The organism is Allorhizobium pseudoryzae, from assembly GCF_011046245.1.
GTDB lineage: Bacteria > Pseudomonadota > Alphaproteobacteria > Rhizobiales > Rhizobiaceae > Neorhizobium > Neorhizobium pseudoryzae.
Genome location: NZ_CP049241.1, coordinates 3,196,307 through 3,217,667 on the forward strand (window position 1 = coordinate 3,196,307; position 21,361 = coordinate 3,217,667).

At 61.3% G+C, this 21,361-nt stretch carries 25 protein-coding genes and 2 tRNA genes; 19 read left to right on the forward strand and 8 right to left on the reverse strand.

Annotated features, from left to right (window positions below; translation table 11 throughout):
• Positions 1–93: 93 nt before the first annotated feature.
• On the reverse strand, positions 94–747 hold the full coding sequence (locus G6N78_RS15495) for a protein-L-isoaspartate O-methyltransferase family protein (RefSeq protein WP_206531577.1): 654 nt from the start codon (positions 745–747) through the stop codon (positions 94–96).
• Positions 748–948: 201 nt separating this feature from the next.
• Here G6N78_RS15495 and G6N78_RS15500 point away from each other — a divergent pair, with 201 nt between their 5' ends.
• A complete protein-coding gene (locus tag G6N78_RS15500) occupies positions 949–1,143 on the forward strand; it encodes a hypothetical protein (protein WP_165220006.1) in 195 nt (64 codons plus the stop codon).
• A 97-nt stretch (positions 1,144–1,240) separates the two neighbouring features.
• On the opposite strand, the gene G6N78_RS15505 is transcribed toward G6N78_RS15500, so the two are convergent.
• Positions 1,241–2,017: a GntR family transcriptional regulator gene (locus G6N78_RS15505; protein ID WP_234905815.1), complete on the reverse strand. Its 777-nt coding sequence runs from the start codon at positions 2,015–2,017 to the stop codon at positions 1,241–1,243.
• 175 nt (positions 2,018–2,192) lie between these two features.
• Here G6N78_RS15505 and dctP point away from each other — a divergent pair, with 175 nt between their 5' ends.
• The 6 genes from dctP (at position 2,193) to G6N78_RS15535 (ending at position 7,073) form a co-directional block, all read left to right on the forward strand.
• Positions 2,193–3,200, forward strand: a complete 1,008-nt coding sequence (gene dctP, locus G6N78_RS15510; protein WP_165220008.1) for a TRAP transporter substrate-binding protein DctP — start codon at positions 2,193–2,195, stop codon at positions 3,198–3,200.
• 73 nt (positions 3,201–3,273) lie between these two features.
• The gene (locus tag G6N78_RS15515) at positions 3,274–3,765 is read left to right on the forward strand and encodes a TRAP transporter small permease (RefSeq protein WP_165220010.1); all 492 of its coding nucleotides are present in this window, start codon (positions 3,274–3,276) and stop codon (positions 3,763–3,765) included.
• Positions 3,762–5,057: a TRAP transporter large permease gene (locus G6N78_RS15520; protein ID WP_165220012.1), complete on the forward strand. Its 1,296-nt coding sequence runs from the start codon at positions 3,762–3,764 to the stop codon at positions 5,055–5,057. Before G6N78_RS15515 ends, G6N78_RS15520 begins: the two co-directional genes overlap by 4 nt.
• 21 nt (positions 5,058–5,078) lie before the next feature.
• The gene (locus G6N78_RS15525; RefSeq protein WP_165220014.1) at positions 5,079–6,038 is read left to right on the forward strand and encodes a dihydrodipicolinate synthase family protein; all 960 of its coding nucleotides are present in this window, start codon (positions 5,079–5,081) and stop codon (positions 6,036–6,038) included.
• A gap of 139 nt (positions 6,039–6,177) precedes the next feature.
• Positions 6,178–6,251: transfer RNA gene (locus tag G6N78_RS15530), tRNA-Cys, on the forward strand.
• 255 nt (positions 6,252–6,506) lie between these two features.
• Entirely contained in the window at positions 6,507–7,073 is a 567-nt protein-coding gene (locus G6N78_RS15535; protein ID WP_165220016.1) for a hypothetical protein, read from the forward strand.
• Positions 7,074–7,134: 61 nt separating this feature from the next.
• Here G6N78_RS15535 and G6N78_RS15540 read toward each other — a convergent pair whose 3' ends face one another.
• Positions 7,135–7,599: a hypothetical protein gene (locus G6N78_RS15540; RefSeq protein ID WP_165220018.1), complete on the reverse strand. Its 465-nt coding sequence runs from the start codon at positions 7,597–7,599 to the stop codon at positions 7,135–7,137.
• 239 nt (positions 7,600–7,838) lie between these two features.
• Here G6N78_RS15540 and G6N78_RS15545 point away from each other — a divergent pair, with 239 nt between their 5' ends.
• A complete protein-coding gene (locus tag G6N78_RS15545; protein WP_165220020.1) occupies positions 7,839–8,480 on the forward strand; it encodes an exopolysaccharide biosynthesis protein in 642 nt (213 codons plus the stop codon).
• Positions 8,481–8,500: 20 nt separating this feature from the next.
• Here G6N78_RS15545 and G6N78_RS15550 read toward each other — a convergent pair whose 3' ends face one another.
• The gene (locus tag G6N78_RS15550) at positions 8,501–8,782 is read right to left on the reverse strand and encodes a hypothetical protein (RefSeq protein WP_165220022.1); all 282 of its coding nucleotides are present in this window, start codon (positions 8,780–8,782) and stop codon (positions 8,501–8,503) included.
• Between the two features lie 139 nt (positions 8,783–8,921).
• On the opposite strand from G6N78_RS15550, the gene G6N78_RS15555 reads away from it, so the two are divergent.
• Positions 8,922–8,996, forward strand: a tRNA-Asn gene (locus tag G6N78_RS15555).
• A 170-nt stretch (positions 8,997–9,166) separates the two neighbouring features.
• Positions 9,167–9,340, forward strand: a complete 174-nt coding sequence (locus tag G6N78_RS15560; protein ID WP_165220023.1) for a hypothetical protein — start codon at positions 9,167–9,169, stop codon at positions 9,338–9,340.
• Positions 9,341–9,565: 225 nt separating this feature from the next.
• Here G6N78_RS15560 and G6N78_RS15565 read toward each other — a convergent pair whose 3' ends face one another.
• Positions 9,566–9,949, reverse strand: coding sequence for a hypothetical protein (locus tag G6N78_RS15565; protein ID WP_165220025.1), 384 nt, complete (start codon positions 9,947–9,949; stop codon positions 9,566–9,568).
• A gap of 27 nt (positions 9,950–9,976) precedes the next feature.
• On the opposite strand from G6N78_RS15565, the gene G6N78_RS15570 reads away from it, so the two are divergent.
• From G6N78_RS15570 to G6N78_RS15610, 9 genes are all read left to right on the forward strand, one after another.
• On the forward strand, positions 9,977–11,038 hold the full coding sequence (locus G6N78_RS15570; protein ID WP_165220027.1) for a cysteine synthase A: 1,062 nt from the start codon (positions 9,977–9,979) through the stop codon (positions 11,036–11,038).
• A gap of 14 nt (positions 11,039–11,052) precedes the next feature.
• Entirely contained in the window at positions 11,053–11,790 is a 738-nt protein-coding gene (locus tag G6N78_RS15575) for an alanyl-tRNA editing protein (RefSeq protein WP_165220029.1), read from the forward strand.
• A 41-nt stretch (positions 11,791–11,831) separates the two neighbouring features.
• The gene (gene sseA, locus G6N78_RS15580; protein ID WP_165220031.1) at positions 11,832–13,253 is read left to right on the forward strand and encodes a 3-mercaptopyruvate sulfurtransferase; all 1,422 of its coding nucleotides are present in this window, start codon (positions 11,832–11,834) and stop codon (positions 13,251–13,253) included.
• 89 nt (positions 13,254–13,342) lie between these two features.
• Positions 13,343–13,810 carry a DUF1203 domain-containing protein gene (locus G6N78_RS15585; protein ID WP_165220033.1) on the forward strand — a complete coding sequence of 156 codons (468 nt, stop codon included), beginning with the start codon at positions 13,343–13,345 and terminating at the stop codon, positions 13,808–13,810.
• 130 nt (positions 13,811–13,940) lie between these two features.
• Complete coding sequence (locus G6N78_RS15590) at positions 13,941–14,372, forward strand: hypothetical protein (RefSeq protein WP_165220035.1); 432 nt, start codon at positions 13,941–13,943, stop codon at positions 14,370–14,372.
• Between the two features lie 129 nt (positions 14,373–14,501).
• On the forward strand, positions 14,502–14,831 hold the full coding sequence (locus G6N78_RS15595) for a PilZ domain-containing protein (protein WP_234905816.1): 330 nt from the start codon (positions 14,502–14,504) through the stop codon (positions 14,829–14,831).
• Positions 14,832–15,057: 226 nt separating this feature from the next.
• Positions 15,058–15,429 (forward strand): PilZ domain-containing protein, encoded by a 372-nt coding sequence (locus G6N78_RS15600; protein WP_165220037.1) that lies wholly within the window; start codon positions 15,058–15,060, stop codon positions 15,427–15,429.
• Between the two features lie 144 nt (positions 15,430–15,573).
• Positions 15,574–17,562, forward strand: a complete 1,989-nt coding sequence (locus tag G6N78_RS15605; RefSeq protein ID WP_165220039.1) for a bifunctional 2',3'-cyclic-nucleotide 2'-phosphodiesterase/3'-nucleotidase — start codon at positions 15,574–15,576, stop codon at positions 17,560–17,562.
• A gap of 213 nt (positions 17,563–17,775) precedes the next feature.
• Positions 17,776–18,489, forward strand: a complete 714-nt coding sequence (locus tag G6N78_RS15610) for a Crp/Fnr family transcriptional regulator (RefSeq protein WP_165220041.1) — start codon at positions 17,776–17,778, stop codon at positions 18,487–18,489.
• Between the two features lie 27 nt (positions 18,490–18,516).
• Here the strand turns inward: G6N78_RS15610 and G6N78_RS15615 are convergent, their stop codons facing one another.
• The 3 genes from G6N78_RS15615 to G6N78_RS15625 form a co-directional block, all read right to left on the reverse strand.
• A complete protein-coding gene (locus G6N78_RS15615; RefSeq protein WP_165221884.1) occupies positions 18,517–19,236 on the reverse strand; it encodes a Crp/Fnr family transcriptional regulator in 720 nt (239 codons plus the stop codon).
• A gap of 563 nt (positions 19,237–19,799) precedes the next feature.
• Positions 19,800–20,162 carry a hypothetical protein gene (locus tag G6N78_RS15620; protein WP_165220050.1) on the reverse strand — a complete coding sequence of 121 codons (363 nt, stop codon included), beginning with the start codon at positions 20,160–20,162 and terminating at the stop codon, positions 19,800–19,802.
• A gap of 130 nt (positions 20,163–20,292) precedes the next feature.
• Complete coding sequence (locus G6N78_RS15625) at positions 20,293–21,261, reverse strand: LysR family transcriptional regulator (RefSeq protein WP_165220052.1); 969 nt, start codon at positions 21,259–21,261, stop codon at positions 20,293–20,295.
• Between the last annotated feature and the right edge of the window lie 100 nt (positions 21,262–21,361).

A 21,361-nucleotide genomic window follows, 5' to 3' on the forward strand; every position in this document is an offset into this window, starting at 1 on the left:
TCCACCACGATGGCTTGCCGGATGCACAGCTTTGTCAGCTGGCGGAGGAGAAGGCGCATATGAAAAGGGCGGCTCCGCAGCCGCCCCTGATGGTCAGAACACGAATTCCGCAGCCTTGCGGAAGCCCGGCAGCGGCCGGACGCTGGTGTTGAAATAGACGCTTTCCGAAACCACGCCATGTTCCTTGAGGTACATGCGGGCGGTGGAGGCGTTGCCATACCCGACGACGGTCACCAGGCGTCCACCATCCCGGAGCTGGCCGAACAGCGCGTCCGGAACCTCTTCGACGGCACCGTTGATGAAGATCACGTCATAGGGCGCTTCGGCGGCATGCCCCTCTTCCATCTGGCCGGTCACGATAACCGCGTTGTCGCAGCCGAGGCTGGAAAGCGTTGCGGTCGCCTTGGCGGCGAGATCCGCATCGCTTTCCACGGCGACGACGGCACTTGCCACTTCCGACAGCAGTGCGGTCGCATAGCCGGTGGAACAGCCGATTTCGAGAACGAGATCGTTCTTGGTGATAGCGGCCAGCTGCAGCAGCTTTGCCAGCGGCGAGGCTTCCATGATGTAGCGGCCGGGCGAGACCTGGATATCATTGTCGATATAGGCCAGGCTCTTCATGTTTTCCGGCACGAAGGCTTCGCGCGGCACGGTCAGGAAAGCGCGTAGCACGGAGTGGGAGGTGACATCGGTGGTGCGCACCTGATTGTCCACCATCTTGATGCGTGCTGCTTCGTAATCGATCATTGGTATTCGCCCCGTCAAAGCGTCTGTCAAAGGGTCTATCTGGCGTCCGTATTACTGGTGACGGTCCAAGCTTTCAAGACCGCAGCATCCGCCGGGTGCGGGAATCGTGCCCTGCCCCCACGAAATCGAACGGAACAAAGCCCGGGCGTTCGGAGTTGGCATTCGAACCCCACGATCGACACACACCGAAGGGAGGCTTCGATGCCGACGACTATTCCGGAAGACAACCCGGTCGAAACGCCGCGCGGACCGACACCCGCCCCCGGCGTTCCGGACCGCGTGCAGGAAAAGCCGCCGCTGACACCAGCGCAGGATCCTGCCGATACCAAGAACCCGAATGATCCGCCGCTGAACCCGGCGCTTCTGCCGATCGGCGACCCGGCGGGCGCTGCTTAAGAGCAGCAACCCATTCGGTTTCATCGTCTCGACCGTCCGGCGCACCCGCTCCGGGCGGTCGATTCGTTGTCCGGTCCGATCTTCGTCCGACTATCAATCACGAGGCGCTATCCAGGGTGCCGCCCAGCGCCAGCGTCTGCGAATTCGTCACATGGATGCGCAGCCCTTCGACCGCCTCTTCCAACCGCCCGTCGCGCATTGCCGTCAGAAAGACCAGGTGTTCGCGGATCACCCGTTCGGCATTGGCGGGCGTGACCTTGATATGGCGTTGAACCGCCATCCGCGTCTTGATCGCCGTGACACGGTAAACATTCTCGATCAGCCGGTTGCCGAGCGCAGCGACGATCTCATCGTGCAGAGCCCAGTCCAGCTTCTGGAATTCGACCGCCACCTGCGCGTCGGCATCGACCGACAGCTTGCGGGCCGCCTCTTCATGCTCGGCAATCCAGCCTTCGACCTTCTGTTTCGGGATCGAGCGCACCGCAATCGGACAGGCCGTCATCTCGATCATCACCCGCAACTGGTAGGCTTCGCGCACGAAAGACACATCGAGGCTCGGCACGATGAGGCCACGCTTCGGCAGGGTCTGCAGCAGTCCTTCTGCCTCAAGGCGCGGAATCGCCTCGCGGATCGCACCCAGCGTCAGGCCCGTCCGTTCCACCAGTTCACGCTGCGAGACCACCTGCCCCGGAATGAGCTCGCCCTCATTGAGATAGGCTTCGATCTTTTCGTAGGCCGCTTGCCGCAAGGGCATGGCAGGCGCATCCCAGCCGACGCCCCGCCCCGCACTGGCGAGTGTGGCGTCGCCCGTCGAGCCATCAGAGCGCGAGCCAGGAGACAAATTTTCAGGCCGGGCAGTCGGGTCGTTCGCCATGGTCACCTCATTCGCTGACATACTACTAACATGTTACCCACTTGTCACGACGAGAAATCTGGTTATCCTCCACCGCGGACTGACGTTGCCGGAGGAAATGCACGTCGCTCCTCAGACATTTCGGAAGCGGCGGGTCGATCACTGACCACGCCGGTCAACTCTTTGGGAGGAAGTCATGACCACACATTTGACCCGCCGGACGATGCTGTCGCTGACGGCGGCCGCGGCAACTCTGCCGTTCGCCGGACGAAGCCAAGCCACTGACAAGGTGACGCTGCGCCTGTCCACGCCGGCCTCCGACACCGACCAGCGCGCCGTCGCGCTCGTTCAGAAGTTCGGCCCTGCGGTCTCGTCCTTCGCGACCTTCGAACCGCACTGGAACGCGACCCTCTTCAAGCAGGGCTCGGAACTGGAGGCCATCGCCCGCGGCAACCTCGAAATGGCGATCACCTCGGCGCAGGAACTCGCCGTCTTCATGCCGGAATTCTCGATCTTTGCCGCCGGTTACGTGCACCAGAGCGCGGCGCACCAGGTCAAGGTCTTCCAGGATCCGCTGATGGACCCCTTCAAGAAGAAGGTTGAAGACGAACTCGGCGTGAAGCTGCTCAGCGTCATGTATCTCGGCCGCCGGCAGCTCAACCTGCGAAAGCCGAAATCCGAACTGACCGTCATGAAGCCGGAAGACCTGAAGGGCGTCACGCTGCGCATGCCGGGCACCGATGCCTGGCAGTTCCTCGGCCGGGCGCTGGGGGCCAATCCGGTGCCGATGGCGTTCACCGAAATCTATACCGGCCTGCAGACGGGCGCGATCGATGCGCAGGACAATCCCCTGCCGACGGTGGTGGATGCGAAGTTCTACGAAGTTACCAAACAGGTCTGCATGACCTCGCATCTGGTGGACCTCAACTACCTCGCCATGTCCAAGAAGGTCTTCGACAAGCTCGGCGCTGAGCAGCAGGCAGCCCTTCAGAAGGCGGCCGACGATACCGCGGACTTCGGCCGGCAGAACCAGCTGAAGAAGGAAGACGAGCTGGTGGCCTTCCTGAAGGGCAAGGGCCTGGACGTCTATGAGCCGGACCTCGCCGCCTTCCGGTCGCATGTCCAGAAAGCCTTCCTGAGCAGCGATCTCGCGGCCGCCTGGCCGAAGGGTCTGGTCGACAAGATCAACGCGCTCGGCGCCTGACGCTTCGCCCGCGCCAAACACATCCCGCGCGCTTTCCCTTTCGCGCGCGGGAAATCAGGACCGGAGATCATTGATGACCGTCATTCTTACCTGGCTGCGCAGGGGCGCGGACGCGATCGGCGCCTTGCTGATGCTGGCGCTGTTTGCGACCTTCCTGCTGCAGATCTTTTCCCGTTACGCGATGAACTCGCCCTTCGGCTGGACCTTGGAACTCTGCCTGCTCCTGTGGGTCTGGATCGTGTTCTTCGGCGGCGCCTTCATCGTGCGCCGCACGGACCACATCACCTTTGATCTTCTCTACCTGGCCGTGCCGAAGGGCCCGCGTCGCCTGATGGCGATCGTCTCGTCGCTCGCCATTGCGGCCCTTCTTCTCTGGTCCTTCCTGCCGACCTGGGACTGGATCGATTTCCTGCGCATCAAGCGCAGCGCCACCTTGCGCATTCCCATGCGCGACATCTTCTCGGTCTACATGATCTTCCTCGCCGCCGTCATCGTCGGCTGCCTGTGGCGCACGGTGACCCTGCTGCGCCGGGGTTTGGACGAGGATGAAGGAGCGGACGCATGAGCCTTGCTCTCTCCCTCTGCCTGTTGTCGATCCTGCTTCTGGCCGCGATCGGCGCACCGATCGCCTATGCCATCATCGCCGGCTCCCTGATCTATCTCGGCGTCAAGGGCCAGGATCTGGCACTCGCCGGTGAGCAGATGGTGTCCGGCATGTACGACAGTTTCGTACTCTTGGCCGTGCCGCTGTTCATCGTCGCCGCCAATATCATGAATGCCGGCACCGTGTCCGAACGGCTCCTGAAATTCTGCGTCGCGACCGTCGGGCGGTTCCGCGGCGGCCTCGGTCACGTCAACATCGTCTCGTCGCTCATCTTTTCCGGCATGTCCGGCTCGGCCGTCGCCGATGCCGCCGGCGTCGGGCGCATCGTCATCGACATGATGGTCAAGAGCGGTCACTATTCGCGCGGCTATGCCGCCGCGCTGACAGCCGCCTCCGCCACGATCGGCCCGATCATCCCGCCGTCGATCCCGATGGTGCTTTACGCGCTGGTGTCGAATACCTCCATCGGCTTCCTGTTCTTGGGCGGCATCGTCCCCGGCCTGGTGATGGGCGTGGTGCTGATGGCAATGAACGCGCTCTATGCCCGCCGCCGTGGTCTGCCGCCCGAAAGCGACATCCCCCTGCGGGAAATCCCGCGTGTCACCGTCCAGGCCTTTCCCGTGCTGCTGATGCCGGCCATCCTGCTGTACGGCATCTATGGCGGCGTGACGACGCCGACGGAAGCCGCAGCCATTGCCGCTGCCTACGCGCTGTTTCTCTCGACCGTCGTCTACCGGTCCTTGTCGCTCAAGGCCTTCTATCAGATCCTCGTCGAGAGCGCCCGCCCCTCGGCGGCGGTTGGCCTCGTCATCGCCGGCGCGCTGGTGCTGAACTATATCGTCGCCTCGGAAAACATCGGCGTGCAGATCGCGCAGTCCCTGTCCGGTCTCAACGTGTCGCCGCTGACCTTCCTCCTCGGCATCAACGTCCTGCTGCTTCTGCTCGGCTGCGTGCTGGATGCGACGACGATCATCCTGGTGATCCTGCCTCTGTTTCTGCCCGCATGCCGAGAACTCGGCATCGATCTCATCCATTTCGGGGTCGTCGCCGTGGTCAACACCATGCTCGGGCTCATCACGCCGCCCTACGGCATCCTTCTGTTTGTCATCAACGCCACCGCGCGCATTCCGCTCGGCGAAATCATCCGCGAAATCTGGGGTTTCCTCGTCGCGCTGATCTTCGCCCTGGTGTTGATGATCGTCTTTCCCGAAATCGTCCTCTGGCTGCCGCGCCTGTTCGGCTACGCCGGCTGACCCATGGTTATGGAGACCTGCATGAAAAATCCCTCGTCAGCACCGATCACGGGCATCATCCCCGTCATGATCACGCCGTTCAAGGAGGATGGCACGATCGACTGGGCCGGTTATGAGGCGCTCATCGAATGGTACATCGACAACGGCTCCGAGGCGCTTTTTGCCGTCTGCCAGTCATCCGAAATGCGTTTCCTGTCGCTTGAGGAGCGGGTGGAACTCTCCCGCTTCACCGTCCGTCAGGTGGCCGGACGCATTCCCGTCGTCTCCTCCGGCCATGTGTCCGATTCGATCGAGGACCAGATCACCGAATTGACGGCCGTCGCAGACACCGGCGCGGATGCGGTGATCCTCGTTACCAACCGCCTGGCCGCCGATGGCGAACCTTCCGCCACGGTACGGGCCACCCTTGACCGGCTGCTCTCGGCCCTGCCACACGACATGCCGCTCGGCCTCTACGAGTGCCCGGCGCCCTACCGCCGGCTGCTCAGCGACGACGAGATGGCGTTCTGCGCCCAGTCCGGACGATTCGTCCTCAGCAAGGACGTTTCCTGCGATCTCGACACCATCAAGCGCCGTACGGCCCTGGTGGACGGCTCGCCGCTGAAGATCTGCAATGCGCATGCCGCCATCGCCTATCCGGCCATGCAGGTGACGAAAGCCGGTTTCTGCGGCGTGATGAACAATTTCCACCCGGATCTCTATCGCTGGCTGCAGGACCACGGCGCCGACCATCCCGAGCTTGCCGCCGAACTTTCGACCTTCCTCGTCCTCTCGGCGCAGACCGAGCCGATGGGCTATCCCAAGCTCGCAAAACTCTTCCACCGCCGCCTCGGCACCTTTTCCGGCACCAGCAGCCGCGCCATCCCCTTCGACATCCACGAGCGTTACTGGGGCACGGAGGCGGTGCTGGACCACATCACCCAAGGCACGGAGCTGTTCCGCCGCAAGATCGCCGCGACCACCCGGACCATGGCCGCCTGATCAAGGAGAAGGGCAGAGGGCCGTCACCGCCCTCTGCCCCATCCACGAAAAAAGAGTGACGGCGCGGACGAAGGGGCTTGCACAGTTTCGAGATCCATTCTAAATGCGCCGTCACCACACGCACTTACACATCTCGGTTGGCCTCGTGGCGGAGTGGTGACGCAGAGGACTGCAAATCCTTGTACCCCGGTTCAATTCCGGGCGAGGCCTCCAACCGATACCATCAATTGGTTCAAAGAGTTATACCTCTTCGCGGGAAGGCGATATGCCTTTCCATGTCGCATTCTTGTTGCAACCTGTTTCCCTTGATTTACAAGGGTTCCCAGCCACCCCCGGCGAATCCGTGCGACATGGAATGCAACATGCCGCGTCAGTTTTTTTATTCGAGAAGCCGCTCACGCTCCGCAATAACTCGACTCTTAGTTGCCGCCGTGCATCCTTAAGCTGCCAAGCAATAGGAGGATGGAGATGGCGAACGATGACAGCCGACCGGTACGCCGGGCCATATCGCTGGAAGAGACGAGTGTTGAAGAACTCCTGGGGAGGATAATAATCAACTGGAACAACTTCGAAGCAATATGCCGGGAACTTCTATGCCAGCTCTGCGGCAGGCCGCCAGGCATCGCAGCGCTCACAAACGAATTGCACGGTTCGACACTCTACCTCGCCCTAAAAGCATCTGCGTCAGATAACGTTGCCCCCGAGCTCGAAGAAACCGTCACGCTGCTGTCTAATGGCCTCTGCCGGTTGATTGAACACCGAAACTACTATGTTCACGGATCAACAAGCTACGGCGGCCAGACAGGCCAAGAGAGCTTACGGGTCAGAACCTCTTCGGCAAAGGCACAGATCAAGGTCTACGAGGACGACATAGATAAGCGCGAGCTCTACGAAATCGGTTGTGATTGCGCAGAGCTCGGAATGATCGCTGCTGATGTCACGTTTTACCTGATCGCAAAAAGGCAGGGTCAACCTGTCTCATTGCCAGATAAGCCCTTTCTGCCACCGCGTCTAAGGAAGAGTCGTCTTCCATAGACATCACCTCTTGGGCTCAGCGCGCATGCGATTGGTCAAGTTCGGGACCTGAAGGGCGAGGCTACGCCAAAAACAGAATCATGTTCTGCGTGGTCAGGCTGGTGGCCAACGGCAGCAGAAGCAGCCGCATCGTCTGCATATGCCTGAGGAAGCGCCGGGCCGACAGGTAGAGGCGCAGCGTCGAACAGAATTCCGGCGCGTTATCGTTTTTCCAGTCCAACATCATCTGGAGCGACGCATTTTGCTGTTCCAGATCATGGTCGAAATCGTCACGGACTGTAATCTTGCACAGGTTGTTCATAAGTCCCTCACCTCGAACCTGAAGTCTCTTACCACATTTCACGGATATATACATTCGGTTGCGCAATAAACTTCCAGTATCCTTAACCGTGCAGGTGTTTCCGGGGAAATCGCCCGCGGTCACGTTTTCATTGGGTGTTCGCCAGGGGCCGTGATAAACTGCGCCTGTCTGCTGCGGGGAGCGGCGACATTGGCCAGAGCAGACCGGTTGGAGGAGAACCGCCATGCACTACCTGAGCTTTCTCACAGAACTGAACCCTTACGTCTTGGCAATCCTTGCCGCCGTGCTGGCCTGCGGGGCGGTCGATTGGTGGATCAAGACGCACTGAAGGTCAGGCGATCGAGGCATAGCCGGAAACGCGCAGACTGCGTGCAGCTTGCCTCTTGCCTTCAACACTGCTGAAATCGCTGATAAAGCTCAGCCATCATCCACGTGGCAGAGCCACCTGACGGCGGAGAGGCAGATTGCAGCAGGCTTATGAGTTCAAAGATACATCGAAACCCTTGAGCGAAACGCTGAGGGGCATGATCGATGGCATTACGGGTGAAACCGTCACGCTGCGCGAACTGATGGATGCCGTCGGCGAGCAGGGCCTGCTTCTGATCTGTGCGCTCGCCTCCCTGCCCTTCCTGATCCCGGTCTCCATTCCCGGCGTCAGCACCGTGTTCGGCGCCGCGATCATTCTGGTGGGCATCGCGATTTTCCTGAACCGGTTGCCCTGGCTGCCGAAAAAAATCCTGGACCGGCGGCTCGACACGGCAAAACTGGTGCCGGCGCTGGAGAAGGGCGTCGGGATCGTCACCCGGATCGACCGTCTGCTGAAGCCGCGCATGAGCGGGCTGACCGCTTCGAGCACGATGAACCGGGTGAATGCGCTCGGCATTACCGCCGGTGGCGTGCTGTTGATGTTTCCGCTGGGGCTGGTGCCCTTTTCCAACACGCTGCCAGCGGTCGCGATTCTGCTTCTCGCCACCGGCATGATCCAGCGTGACGGTCTGGTGGTGCTGGCCGGTTATCTGTTCCTGGTGATCACGGTGATCTATTTTGCCGTCCTTGCCTTTCTCGCGGTGAGCGCCGGCCAGGGACTGGCATCGATCTTCGGCTGACCGCAGACCGGCCTTTGGCGCTACTCTCGCCGGCTCTGGCGCCGGCGGGCCCACCACAAGGTGATGCGGCGACGACCGCGTCGGACGAAGTTCAGATCCTGCGACAGGACGAGAAGCCCCACCGGCACCATCCAGAAGCCGAGGATCGGCAGGAATCCCAAGACGCCCCCGCCGACCAGCCCCGTGCCGATAATGATGCGCCCGGTTTTCGAGCGTGGCAGCGGCGTTTCGATGATTCCGAGATGAAGACGGCCGGTGGCCGGATCAATGCCGAAGCGGCGGATTTTAGCCTTCTGGTCCAAATCTTTTTCCCATCAAAACTCCTGCTCCAGATGGGATGGGCATGTGGATAAGACAAGCGCGCGCAATTTTTTTGAAAAAAGCGCTTGGCAAATCGAACCGTCCTGAGTATTACCCCGCTCACGCCGCGGCGAGCGGTGTTCCCTGGTAGCTCAGCGGTAGAGCATTCGACTGTTAATCGACAGGTCGCCGGTTCGAATCCGGCCCGGGGAGCCAAATTCTTCAGCCTCATCGCTGAACATTATCGAGCCGGTTCGCTTGTCGAACCGGCTCTTTTGTTTTGTCTTCCGACACTTCCCGCCCTTCATCACCCTTCGCTCATGGTCGCATTGACAGGCGATTCGTTCTGAGTTAGAACATAACGAGAACAAACGCAGAGGTGCCCTATGACACGCGCAGAAGAGACCGTGCAGAATGCCCTGAAAGCCGTAGCGGCCGCACGCGCCTTGCGGGAACGGGAGGCGGCAGAACGGCGCCAGACGTTCCAGCGGATCGAGATTGCCAGCCGGAAACCGCTCTATGTTCCGAAGGGCGTACAAATGCCGCTGAAGCTCAGCTGACGGCATCAAGGGGAAGTCTTCCTCCAGGCGGCGCCAGATTTTTTTCGGAACATCTCGCGCCGCTGTCTGTTTCTAGAGCGGGTAGCAAAGAACAACCCACTCCCAAGCAGACAATCACGTTGAATGGAGGAAACACATGATTTCGAAGCTTCTTATCGCATCCGCCCTTTCTCTTGGCCTCGCAGGCGGCGCCATGGCACAGACCTCGAGCGGTGGCTCGTCTGGTCAGAGCGGCACATCCACCTCGGGCACCACGGACTCGGGCACGACCGGCTCGGTCAGCGGTGGCACCTCGGCTTCCGGTGGCACTTCGACCGGTACGGAACAGACGATCAGCGGCGATTGCAGCAACGCGTCTCCGAACCAGAACCAGCGCGACATCAATGAGTCCGCGTCGGCTCCGAAGACCTGCAACTGATCCTCGGACAGTTCTATGCAAAGGGTCGGCTGAAAAGCCGGCCCTTTTTCCGTTTCCGGCAGGCGGTTTGTTGCGAGACATGACTGCCCGGCCGCGAAGACGGCGCAGCACGGGACGTTTTTGCCGGGGATGGTCTTTGGTGAGAACGGAATTCCTTGCCCGCAACACCACAACGTAGGAAAAGCGCTCAAGCACGTTTTGCAAGATAGGGCAGTTTCATGACCACTCATTCCTCCCCCCTGGCCTCCATTCCGGCCTCCGTCCTGGAGACGATCGGCAATACGCCCCTGATCCGTCTCAAGGGTGCGTCCGACCTCACCGGCTGCGAGATCCTGGGCAAGGCGGAATTCCTCAACCCCGGCCAGTCCGTCAAGGATCGTGCGGCGCTCTTCATCATCCGCGATGCGGAACGCAAGGGCCTGCTGCGACCAGGCGGCGTGATCGTCGAGGGCACGGCGGGCAATACCGGCATCGGGCTGACACTTGTTGCAAAGGCGCTCGGATACCGGACCGTCATCGTCATCCCGGAAACCCAGAGCCAGGAAAAGAAGGACGCGTTGCGGCTTCTCGGCGCCGAACTGGTCGAGGTGCCTGCGGTTCCCTACAAGAACCCGAACAACTACGTCAAAGTATCCGGCAGGCTGGCCGAGGAGCTGGCGAAGACCGAACCGAACGGCGCGATCTGGGCCAACCAGTTCGACAATGTCGCCAATCGCCAGGCGCATATCGAGACGACGGCAGAGGAAATCTGGCGCGATACGGGTGGCAAGGTGGACGGCTTCATCTGCGCCGTCGGTTCAGGCGGCACGCTCGCCGGCACCGGCATCGGCCTCAAGGCGAAAAACCCCGCCATCAAGATCGGCCTTGCCGATCCGGATGGGGCGGCCCTTTACGACTATTATGCGCATGGGGAGCTGAAATCCGAAGGCTCTTCCATCACCGAAGGCATCGGCCAGGGCCGCATCACGGCGAACCTCGAGGGTTTCACGCCGGATTTTGCCTATCGCATTTCCGATGCGGAAGCCCTGCCGCTGGTCTTCGACCTGGTGGAGCATGAGGGTCTGTGCCTTGGCGGTTCGTCCGGCATCAATATTGCCGGCGCGATCCGGCTCGCCAAGGACCTCGGTCCGGGCCACACGATCGTGACCATCCTCTGCGACTACGGAAACCGCTACCAGTCCAAGCTCTTCAATCCGGACTTCCTCACGTCAAAGGGCTTGCCGGTGCCGGCATGGCTGGTAGAAAAGCGGACGATTACCGTTCCCTTCCAGACCGTCTGACCTGAAGCGAGTTTTTGATGACCAAGGCCCTCTACCGCGACGATTTCTATCTCTCGACGGCGGAGGGTGTGGTGACGGCCATCCACGAGGATGGCGCCATCGAACTTGACCAGACCTGCTTTTATGCGACCTCCGGCGGCCAGCCGGGGGATACGGGTTTTCTCGAACGCGCCGACGGTTCGCGGATCCTGCTGGGCCAGACCCGGCATGGTCAAACGAAAGAAACCATCCTTCACGTCCCTCTCGATGACCAGCCGAAGCCCGAGCCGGGGGAAACGGTGGTTCTGCATGTGGACTGGGCGCGCCGCTACCGGCTGATGCGCATGCACACCGCCTGCCACCTCCTTTCCGTCGTCTGCCCTTATCCGATCACCGGTGCTGCCGTCGGCGAAGAGGAATCACGTGTCGATTTCGACATGAGCGAGACGATCGACAGGCAGGACGTCACCGACAAGCTGATGCAATTGGTTGCGGAAAATCATCCCGTCTTCGTTCAGTGGATCACCGACGAGGAGTTGATCGCCAATCCGGGGATCGTGAAATCCAAGAATGTGCGTCCTCCCATCGGGCTGGGGCGCGTCAGTCTTGTCTGCATCGGCCAAGACTTGAGCGTTGACAGCCAGCCATGCGGCGGCACACATGTTTCGGAGACCCAGGAGGTCGGCGCGATTCACATCGCCAAGATCGAAAAGAAGGGCAAGGAGAACCGTCGGTTCCGCATCCGGTTCGGCACAGGCGCCGAGGACGCATGACGGATACGGCCGCTCTCCTGCCGACACATGGAGAGAACAGCATGAGCACCGGCAAAAGCCGCTTCGTCGTTTCGGGCGATTGGGTCGAACAGCAGTTGGGCAAACCCGGCTTTCGCCTCATCGATGCCTCCTGGTATCTTCCGGCCCAGAAGCGCAACGGTGCGGTCGAATATGCAGAAGGACACATTCCGGGCGCTGTCTTCTTCGACCAGGATGCGATTGCCGATCACACCACGGGTCTTCCGCACTCCCTCCCCTCGCCGGAATTCTTTGCCGAGGAAATGGGCAAGCTCGGGATCAGCGAGCGCGATGTGATTGTCGTCTATGACGGTCAGGGCTTCTTTTCCGCGCCGCGCGTCTGGTGGATGCTGCGGGCCATGGGCGCCGAGAAGGTCTATGTGCTCGATGGCGGGCTGGATGGCTGGAAGAAGGACGGGCGCCCGCTCGAAACCGAACTGCCGGAACCGGAGCCGGCGGTCTTTACGCCGAAATTCCGAGGCCGCCGGGTGACGACGCTGAACGAGATGCGCGCCATCGTCGAGAGTGGTTCCGCCCAGGTGGTCGATGCCCGCGGCGCCGGGCGCTTTACCGGAGAAGAGCCGGAGCCGCGCGAAGGCATGCGCTCCGGCCACATGCCGGGGGCCCGCAGCCTGCCCGCTGCCAGCCTGTCGCAAGGCGGCCATTTCAAGGATCTCGACAGCCTGAAGTCCCTGATGGACGAGGCGGGCATTGACCTCTCCCAGCCGGTCGTCACCAGCTGCGGCTCCGGCGTCACCGCCGCCGTGGTGACACTCGCGCTCGAATCGCTCGGGCACACCAACAATTCGCTCTATGACGGCTCCTGGTCGGAATGGGGCGGCCGGGCCGATACGCCGGTGGTGACCGGTCCCGCCGATGTGCTGGAACAGCCGGAACACGGGCCGATCAAGGCGCATGTCACGCGGCTTGAGATGACGTCCCCGCCGCGCCAGAGCCTGCCGATGCCGGTCAACCTGCATACGGCCATCATCGTGGCGAAGGATATCCCGCTGCATTATTACCGTTACCTCTATCGGCAGGTGGGCAAGCGCTGGCACTGGTACAAGCGCCTTCGCCAGTCGGACGACGAGTTGCAGGCAGCCCTTCGCGACGAGCGGGTATCGGTGACCGTCCTTTATGTGAACGGCGCCCCGGCGGGTTTCTTCGAACTCAACCGATTGAACGACGACGTGGTGGAACTTGCCTATTTCGGCCTGTTCGAACATGCCCTGGGACTTGGCATCGGCAAATGGTTCCTGCTGCAGGCGCTCTATTCCGCCTGGCAGATGAACCCGAAGAAGGTCACGGTGACGACCAACACGCTCGATCATCCGCGCGCGCTACCGCTCTATCAGATGATGGGTTTTGCACCGGTCGGCACCAGCGAAGCCTGGGTTGAGCCGATGTCGGATGCCGAACTGCTGGCGCTTGCCAAACGCGACTGAGCGCTGGCACCGTCCTGCAGGAATCGGGTGGCGGGTCCTTCACCATCCGGCCATTGTTCCTCCTGTCCAGATCAGCACAGGAGACAATCATGGCTGCCCTTCACTTTACCCCCATCCCCGAACCCGAAGCCGATGCCTTTCGTGCCGGAGAACCGGATGCCTATGGCGCCCGCCCCGAACGAATGACCTCGCCGGGCGGCATGCCCTGCCGTCATTGCCTTGGCATGATCGAGGCAGGCGAGGAGATGCTGCTGCTCGCCTATCGCCCTTTCTCGGCCCTCCAGCCCTATGCGGAGACCGGCCCGATCTTTCTGCACGCACGGGCCTGCCGGCGATACGCGGCAAGCGAAGTCCTGCCGCCGATGCTGGAGAGCCCGGATTACATCCTGCGCGGTTATGGCCATGACGACAGAATCGTCTACGGCACCGGCGCGGTGACGGCGACGTCCGACATCATCGGCCGGGCAAAAGCGCTTTTGGAACGCACCGAGATTGCCTATGTGCATGTGCGCTCAGCCCGCAACAACTGCTATCAGTGCCGCATCGACCGGGCATAGCGCCGCTCAAGCAGCGTGTGCCGTGCGTAAAAATAAAAAGCGGCGTTCTACTTGACGAAAATCCGCCCAATTTCTAGCAATACTTCCAGAGGGGAACAATTTCCGACAGGCTCTAAAAGGGGGACTTGGTATGCGCGCACTCGTGCGGACCTTATTGATCGTGACACCGGCCGCGTTTGCACTAGTTCTGCCCTCACCCTTTTTACCGATCGCGGAAGCGCGCGCGCAGGACCAGGGAGATGCCTGCGGCATCGAACAGCCTGCCTCGCCCAAGACCCGTCAGAAGGCCTCCATCCGCTTCACCAACGACACGATGTTCGCCTATCGCATCTACTGGGCGAACTTCGACGGGGTTCTGGCCGAATATGCGCTGGCCCAACCCGACGAGCACAATGGTTTCGACACCTATGCCGGGCATGAATGGTATGTCGAAATCTATACGCCCAATGGATCCGTCTGCCTTGGACCGATCGCCGCTCCTGCCGGCCGCAAATGCGACATGCATATTGTCGATGATGGCACGGGTGAGTTCGGCCTTGAGGGGCGCGGCTGCAATTACTGACCGGCAGACATCGCCTGCCCCTCAAATCCTGCCTTTGTAGTTCTGCAAGATCGCGCGTGGCGCCGGTAACGGTTTCGCAACCGCCCTGCTGCAGGATGCAACCAGAATGAGGTGCATTCGGGAGGCGGGATGATGCAGGCATTGATGCTGAAGGCGCGAAAGGCTCCGCGCAGCCGCTGCCGCATCGAAACGAAAGTGCGCTATTTCAACGAGCAGACGGAAGGACGCGTCCTCAACCTGTCGGGAAGCGGGCTGGCACTGGAATTGTCACGCCCGCTGTCGGCGCGAACCGGCGCCAGGATCTGGGTCGAGAGCCCCGAACTCGGCCTGATAGACGGCACCGTCCAGTGGTGCCAGGGCACCCGCCTCGGCTTGCAGTTCGACCGCAGTTCCAATGCCTGGGCGAAAGTCGCTTCGTATTTTCGATTCTTCCACAATCGCAGCTCGCGCAGTCGCTGACGGGACTGCATTTACCGAAGCAGATGCAAATCCATCGTTTCGGACAGCATGAGCGTTTGCTGCCCGTGGCACGCGCGCGGCTGGCGGCCTAATGCGTAACTGCTAAAACACTTAAAAATGATGTGTTGGGACGATTAAAATATTAACCTTCCCTTCAACCGCTGCGCAATGAATTCCGGCGTTGATAACCGAGCACTTATCACAGATTCTCGGGGAACAGCGTCGCATGAGCCATAAACCAGGAGACAATCGGCGCGCGGAGCGCCTCCGGTGTCATTTCGCCGGCTTTCTGTATTCGGGTGACGAGGTTGTCGAAGTCCGGTTCGTCGACATTTCGAGAACGGGAATCTGCATCAGCCTCAAGGACTGGATCGGTGCCAAGCCAGGCAGCGCGGTGCGCCTGCGGACCAGCGAACTGGGTTTCATCGAAGGGACAATCCGCTGGTATCGGGCCGGCAAAATGGGCATCAAGCTCACCGAAACCACCAACACCACGGCCCAGATCAACTCGTACTTCAAACATTACCACAAGCAGATTGCAGCAAACTCGCCCAGTGCACCGCCGCAGCGCGTTTTGATGGCCAATGGCAGACGGTAAGGGAAACGTACGTTGGCGGCATGGCAGGGCGGAAAGGCAGTGCCCGGGCCGGCATTTTTCCCATTCGGTGGCCTGTCATTTTCCTGATGCGTTGGCATGACATTCGCCCTACAGTTTCGCCGCAAACGACTGAGGGAGAACTCCATGTCATTCTTGTTCACTCAACCCACATTGACGCGCCGCTCGCTGCTCGGCGGCATCGCCGCCGGCTCGGCGCTCGTGATGCTGCATCCGTTCGCAGCCCGCGCGCAGGCCAACCAGGCGCATCTGCGCATCATGGAGACGACCGACATCCACGTGAACATCATGCCGTACGACTATTACGGCGACAAACCCAACGACACGATGGGCCTGTCGCGCACGGCAAGCATCATCGACCAGATCCGCGCCGAAGCCGGCAATTCGATGCTGGTGGACAATGGTGACCTTCTGCAGGGCAACCCGATGGGCGACTACATGGCCTATGAGAAGGGCATGAAGGCCGGCGACCTGCACCCGGTCATCAAGGCGCTGAACGTGCTGGGTTACGATTGCGGAACGGTCGGCAACCACGAATTCAACTATGGCCTCGAGTTCATGAACAATGTTCTCGCCGGCGCAAACTTCCCGATCGTCTGTGCCAACCTCACGAAGGGCCAACTCGCTTCCGATCCGACAAAGGACGAGTTGATGTTCAAGCCCTACGTGATCGTCGAAAAGCAGATCAAGGACGGCGCCGGCAATACGAGCCCGGTCAAGGTGGGCTTCATCGGATTCGTGCCGCCGCAGATCATGGTGTGGGATGCCAAGAACCTGGAAGGCAAGGCGCAGACACGCGACATCGTTGACGCGGCCAAAGCCTGGGTGCCGGCGATGAAGGAAGCGGGCGCCGACATCGTGATTGCGCTCTCCCACTCCGGCATCGACGGCACCGGCCAGAGCGAGCGGATGGAAAACGCCTCGCTGTATCTTGCCGGCGTTCCGGGGATCGACGCGATCTTCACCGGTCACCAGCATCTGGTCTTCCCCGGCCCGAAGGATTTCGAGGGTATTGCCGGCGTCGATGCGAAGAAGGGCACGCTGCAGGGCAAGCCGGCCGTCATGGCGGGCTTCTGGGGCTCGCATATGGGCCTGATCGATCTTTTGATCGAAAAGGACGGCGCGGGCTGGAAGGTCGTGGATTTCACCACCGAGGCTCGGCCCATCTACCACCGCGACGAAAACCGCAAGGTGATCGCCGACGTCAAGGACAAGCCGGAGATCGTCGCCGCCGTGAAGGCCGAACATGAGGCGACGCTCGCCTACGTCCGCCGCCCGGTCGGCAAGACGTCGGCGCCGCTCTATTCCTATTTCGCGCTGGTGGCGGATGATCCGTCCGTGCAGATCGTGTCGATTGCCCAGACCTGGTACGTCAAGGACCTGCTGAAGGAAGGCCAGTACAAGGATTATCCGGTGCTGTCGGCCGCAGCGCCGTTCAAGGCCGGCGGACGCGGGGGGCCGGATTACTTCACCGACGTTCCGGCAGGCGACATCGCGATCAAGAACGTCGCCGATCTCTACCTCTATCCGAACACGGTGCAGGCGGTGCTGATCACCGGCGCGCAGGTCAAGAACTGGCTGGAAATGTCGGCCGGCATGTTCAACCGGGTTGAACCCGGCGCCAAGGATGCGGCACTGCTGAACCCGAAGTTCCCGTCGTACAATTACGATGTCATCGATGGCGTCACCTACCAGATCGACCTGTCGCAGCCTGCCCGCTTCGACGGCGACGGCAAGCTGACGAACCCGGATTCGCATCGCATCGTTGATCTGATGTTCAACGGCAAGCCTATCGATCCGGCCCAGAAGTTCGTCGTGGCGACGAACAACTACCGCGCCGGCGGCGGCGGCAAGTTCCCGGAGATCGCCGGCGACAAGGTGATCCTGGTGGCCCCCGACACCAACCGCGACGTGATCGTCCGCTACATCATCGAGCAGGGAACCATCAATCCGTCCGCGGATGCCAACTGGTCGTTCAAGCCGATGGCCGGAACGACGGCCGTGTTCGAGAGCGGGCCGAAGGGGCGCCAATATTTGGCGGATATCAAGGGTGCCAAGATCGAAGATGCCGGCGACGGGGCGGAAGGCTTCGCCAAGTTCCGACTCGTGCTCTGATCGCAGCAGCAAGCATTTGAGACGAAATCAGCGCCGGCGGAAACGCCGGCGTTTTTGCAGCGGTAGCCGCGAACCCCTTGCTTTTGCAGGAGCTTCGTTCGCCAGCGTACGCACCACCATCACGAAGTTGAGGATGCTATAGGGGTCAACCGACTGAAATCACAGGGGCAGGAATGGCAGAGCACCATCGACTTGCCCCAGCCAGCGAGAGCCATGTCCGCTTACCAGAAGTCACAGATGCGCAATCGTTTGCTGTCTCTCATCCCTGAACAGGAATTCCAGATCGTGGCGGCGGCGCTCGCTCCGATCGAGCTCGGCAAGGGCTTCGTCATCGTCAAGCCGGATGAACCGATCGATTACGTCTACTTTCCGTTCACGGGGATCGGCTCGGTGGTCACGGTGTCTCCGGAAGGACATAAGGCGGAGGCTGGCATGTTCGGCCGGGAGGGATTTTCGCCGACACCGGCGGGGGTCGGGGGCACGATCAGCATCCACGAGGTGCTGATGCAGGTCGAAGGCGACGGGCTGCGCATCAAGCGGGAGGATCTCAGCCATTGCCTCTCCGCCTGCCCTGTCTTCTCCAACCTGCTCGCCCGCTACATCCAGGCCTTCGGCTCGCAGATTTCCTTCACCGCGCTCTCCAACGCCGTCCACAGCATCGACGAGCGCCTCGCCCGCTGGCTTCTGATGTGCCACGATAGGGTCGACGGCAACGAGATTGCCCTGACGCACGAATTCATTTCGCTGATGCTTGCCGTACGCCGGCCGAGCGTCACTACCGCGCTGCATGTCCTGGAGGGGCTGAAACTAATCCGGGCGGAGCGTGGACGCATCACCATCCGCGACCGACAGGCGCTCGAAGCCTTCGCCGGCGATGCCTATGGCAAGCCGGAAGAGGAATATTCCCGGCTGATCGGCAACCCGTAAGGCTGACAGCACGGAAGCGCGACCGGCTCAGGCGGTGGCGAGATCGGCATCCCTGAACGACAGCCGCATCAGGCGGCGATAATCACCCTCGGCCTTGCCATAGGCATCCCGGGCAAACTGTTCCATCGCCACACGATTGCGGATGGTGATGCGCCCGCGCTCCGACCGAATGAAACCGTGGCCTTCGAGCACATGCAGTGCGGAAGTGACGCTGGGACGCCGCACCGCCAGCATCAAAGCGATGAAGTCATGCGTCAAAGCGATCTCGTTGCCATCGACCCTGTCGTGGCACATGAGCAACCAGCGCGTCAGCCTCTCCTCGACGCTGTGCACCGCATTCGACAGAGCCGTTGCGGCGACCTGGGCATTGAAGGCGAGCAACGCCCTCACCATCAGCTGCTGGAGGACCGGTTCTTCCTGCTGCAGTCGCTCGAAGGCGGCGATGGGAAACCGCCAGCCCCGTCCCGCGATCTGCATGATCACGTCACTATGCGCATCTTCTGCTCCGGCGATGGCGACGGCGGGCGAATAGCCCTCGCGCCCGACCAGCCCCGCTTCAGCCCGCTTGCCCAAGGCCGACACGGCGACCACCGAGGCGATGCCGGAGACGGGAAAATAGACATGCGTGACCGCAGTGCCCGACCGGACGAGTATCTCGCCCTTGTCGAGATGCACGAGTTCCCCAACCGCCTTGAGCTGCAGAATGACCTGCTCCGGCAGGAGGGACAACAGGCGATTTAATTGCATCAGAGCTGCCGGGTCGGTCACACGCACTCCTCCCTCCGGTTTGGCCTCCGGTTTGGACGCTGGTCATGAAACGTGGTCCGGGAGCGGCAGTCTGTCTAACGCCCTCCCCACGTCGCAGGGGACGAACAAGAAACCTGGGCCCGAGTTCCATCCCTTCGGGAAAATTGCGCGCTTCTCCGTACGAGAGCGTACGGGAACATCCCGACGCCCACTCCATTTCCCCCCGACGCCCACTCCATTTCCCCAGGCGTGAAGCAGAGGAGCAGGCAATGTGGGTAATCGACGCGTGACGCCTCAGCATGGTCGTCCGGATCCTCCCGCACCAGGGGAGACACTGCTGCAACACGAGGTCGAACGCATGGCGCGGCGGTTCTGTCCGCGAGAGGCGGATGCACGCCGGCTCTCCGAAGAAGCCCTGCGGCAGGCAAGGCAGGCGCTGACTGCGGGCACCTCGCCAATCCTCCAGAAGCGTCAGCTGACCCAACTGCTCTTTCACCTCCTCCACAACCTCGCACGGCCTCAGTCCCGCCGCTGAGATCGGCGTACCCGGTCATCCACCGGCTTCAGTGCAGAATGTTGGAGTGGTATTCGTCCGCTTCGCGCGCCAGCGCATCCAGGATCGCCTCCCGGTCTTCGCGCTCCTTAGACAGCACAAAGGGATGAACTGCGCCCGGCGCTTCGTTGTGCGTCACGATGAACAGGAACGGCACTTTCAGCGTCATCATCTTTTCCGACAACGTGAAGAGTGTCGCCGAATCCAGCGACAGGTCCATCAACACGCCGCCCGTGCGGCGCACCGCTTCGAAATTCACCGAGTCCGGCTCCACAGGCCCTGTCAACAGCACGCCGGCCGCGCCCCAAGCTTGTCTCACCTCATCGCTGACGACGCCTTGACCGGCGATCACGATCAGCTCGAAATTCTGCACCCGACGACACCCTCCTCGGCAAAGATAGTGCATAACATTACGCCGGGCGTTGAGTTCGGTTCACTGCGAGATTTTTAGAATCAACCACTTGGCGACCCAAGGATCGCGTCATCGTAGAGAGCATGAGGGCCTACTCCGCCGCGACTTTATGGTCGAACGAGATAATGCCCTTCAATATGTCGTTGAAGCTTTCACGACTTGGACATCGGCTCAGTCTTGTGGTCAGCGCCTCGATCAGCCACTGCGTCGCGGGGCCTGGCGGGTTTGCGATCCGACGAATGGCATACAAGGGATATTCGCTGGTTTCGTAAGCATCGATCTCAAGCGCCCGCAGCCGGCCACTCGCCAGATCCTCGCGCACCAGCGCCGCCGGCAGCCCTCCCCAACCAAGCCCGCCACGGATCAGCTGGTGTTTCGTGGCGATATCGCTGACCCGCCAGACCTTGTAGGACAGGACGTTGAAGTTCCGACCATGCGTGATGCCCGAGGCATCGGTGACGACAAGCTGGACCTCTTCGCGCACATCGGCCCGCATCAACGGCCTGCCGAGCTTGGCAAGCGGATGCTCGGCGGCGGCGACAGGGATCATGTAGGAATGGCCGATCTTCTGGACCGTCAGCGTATCTTCGGGCCGCAGCAGAGCCCCTCCGACACCGACCGACGCCTTGCCACTCAGCACCAGGTCCATCACCATACCGAGCTCGCCGGAATTCAGGCTGAGCGAGACTGCCGGATAACGGCTGCCAAATTCGGCGAGCGTATCGACGATGGCATCGGTGGGAACCATATTGCTGATCGCAAGCGTGACCTCCGCCTCCAGGCCCTGCTTCAAGGCTTTGGCGCGAGCCCGCATCACCTGCAGATCGGAGAGAATCCGGCGGCTATCGGCGAGCAGCGCCTTACCGGCCTCCGTCAGTTTCGTCTGGCGTGACCCGTTGCGGTCGAACAGTGAGACCTCAAGCTGCGCCTCGAGATTGCCGATCGTGTAGCTGATCACAGACTGCGCCCGGTTCATCTGCCGCGACGCACCCGTGAAGCTGCCGGTCTCTGCCACAGCCAGAAAAACCTGCAACTGGTCCAGTGTCGGGTTCGCATCCATGCGTCTATCCATTAATTCGATTGCTTCGTTCGATATTATCCGGATTTTCTCGATAGGTGTCCATTCCTAAGTAGGGGCGACGCAGATTCTTACTGACGCC

Bases quoted from the DNA above. Each gene is read 5' to 3' on its own strand.
- G6N78_RS15495 (WP_206531577.1), bottom strand. From the start codon at position 747: ATGATCGATTACGAAGCAGCACGCATCAAGATGGTGGACAATCAGGTG.
- G6N78_RS15500 (WP_165220006.1), top strand. From the start codon at position 949: ATGCCGACGACTATTCCGGAAGACAACCCGGTCGAAACGCCGCGCGGA.
- G6N78_RS15505 (WP_234905815.1), bottom strand. From the start codon at position 2,017: ATGGCGAACGACCCGACTGCCCGGCCTGAAAATTTGTCTCCTGGCTCG.
- dctP (WP_165220008.1), top strand. From the start codon at position 2,193: ATGACCACACATTTGACCCGCCGGACGATGCTGTCGCTGACGGCGGCC.
- G6N78_RS15515 (WP_165220010.1), top strand. From the start codon at position 3,274: ATGACCGTCATTCTTACCTGGCTGCGCAGGGGCGCGGACGCGATCGGC.
- G6N78_RS15520 (WP_165220012.1), top strand. From the start codon at position 3,762: ATGAGCCTTGCTCTCTCCCTCTGCCTGTTGTCGATCCTGCTTCTGGCC.
- G6N78_RS15525 (WP_165220014.1), top strand. From the start codon at position 5,079: ATGAAAAATCCCTCGTCAGCACCGATCACGGGCATCATCCCCGTCATG.
- G6N78_RS15535 (WP_165220016.1), top strand. From the start codon at position 6,507: ATGGCGAACGATGACAGCCGACCGGTACGCCGGGCCATATCGCTGGAA.
- G6N78_RS15540 (WP_165220018.1), bottom strand. From the start codon at position 7,599: ATGGCGGTTCTCCTCCAACCGGTCTGCTCTGGCCAATGTCGCCGCTCC.
- G6N78_RS15560 (WP_165220023.1), top strand. From the start codon at position 9,167: ATGACACGCGCAGAAGAGACCGTGCAGAATGCCCTGAAAGCCGTAGCG.
- G6N78_RS15570 (WP_165220027.1), top strand. From the start codon at position 9,977: ATGACCACTCATTCCTCCCCCCTGGCCTCCATTCCGGCCTCCGTCCTG.
- sseA (WP_165220031.1), top strand. From the start codon at position 11,832: ATGAGCACCGGCAAAAGCCGCTTCGTCGTTTCGGGCGATTGGGTCGAA.
- G6N78_RS15585 (WP_165220033.1), top strand. From the start codon at position 13,343: ATGGCTGCCCTTCACTTTACCCCCATCCCCGAACCCGAAGCCGATGCC.
- G6N78_RS15590 (WP_165220035.1), top strand. From the start codon at position 13,941: ATGCGCGCACTCGTGCGGACCTTATTGATCGTGACACCGGCCGCGTTT.
- G6N78_RS15595 (WP_234905816.1), top strand. From the start codon at position 14,502: ATGATGCAGGCATTGATGCTGAAGGCGCGAAAGGCTCCGCGCAGCCGC.
- G6N78_RS15600 (WP_165220037.1), top strand. From the start codon at position 15,058: ATGAGCCATAAACCAGGAGACAATCGGCGCGCGGAGCGCCTCCGGTGT.
- G6N78_RS15605 (WP_165220039.1), top strand. From the start codon at position 15,574: ATGTCATTCTTGTTCACTCAACCCACATTGACGCGCCGCTCGCTGCTC.
- G6N78_RS15610 (WP_165220041.1), top strand. From the start codon at position 17,776: ATGTCCGCTTACCAGAAGTCACAGATGCGCAATCGTTTGCTGTCTCTC.
- G6N78_RS15615 (WP_165221884.1), bottom strand. From the start codon at position 19,236: ATGCAATTAAATCGCCTGTTGTCCCTCCTGCCGGAGCAGGTCATTCTG.
- G6N78_RS15625 (WP_165220052.1), bottom strand. From the start codon at position 21,261: ATGGATGCGAACCCGACACTGGACCAGTTGCAGGTTTTTCTGGCTGTG.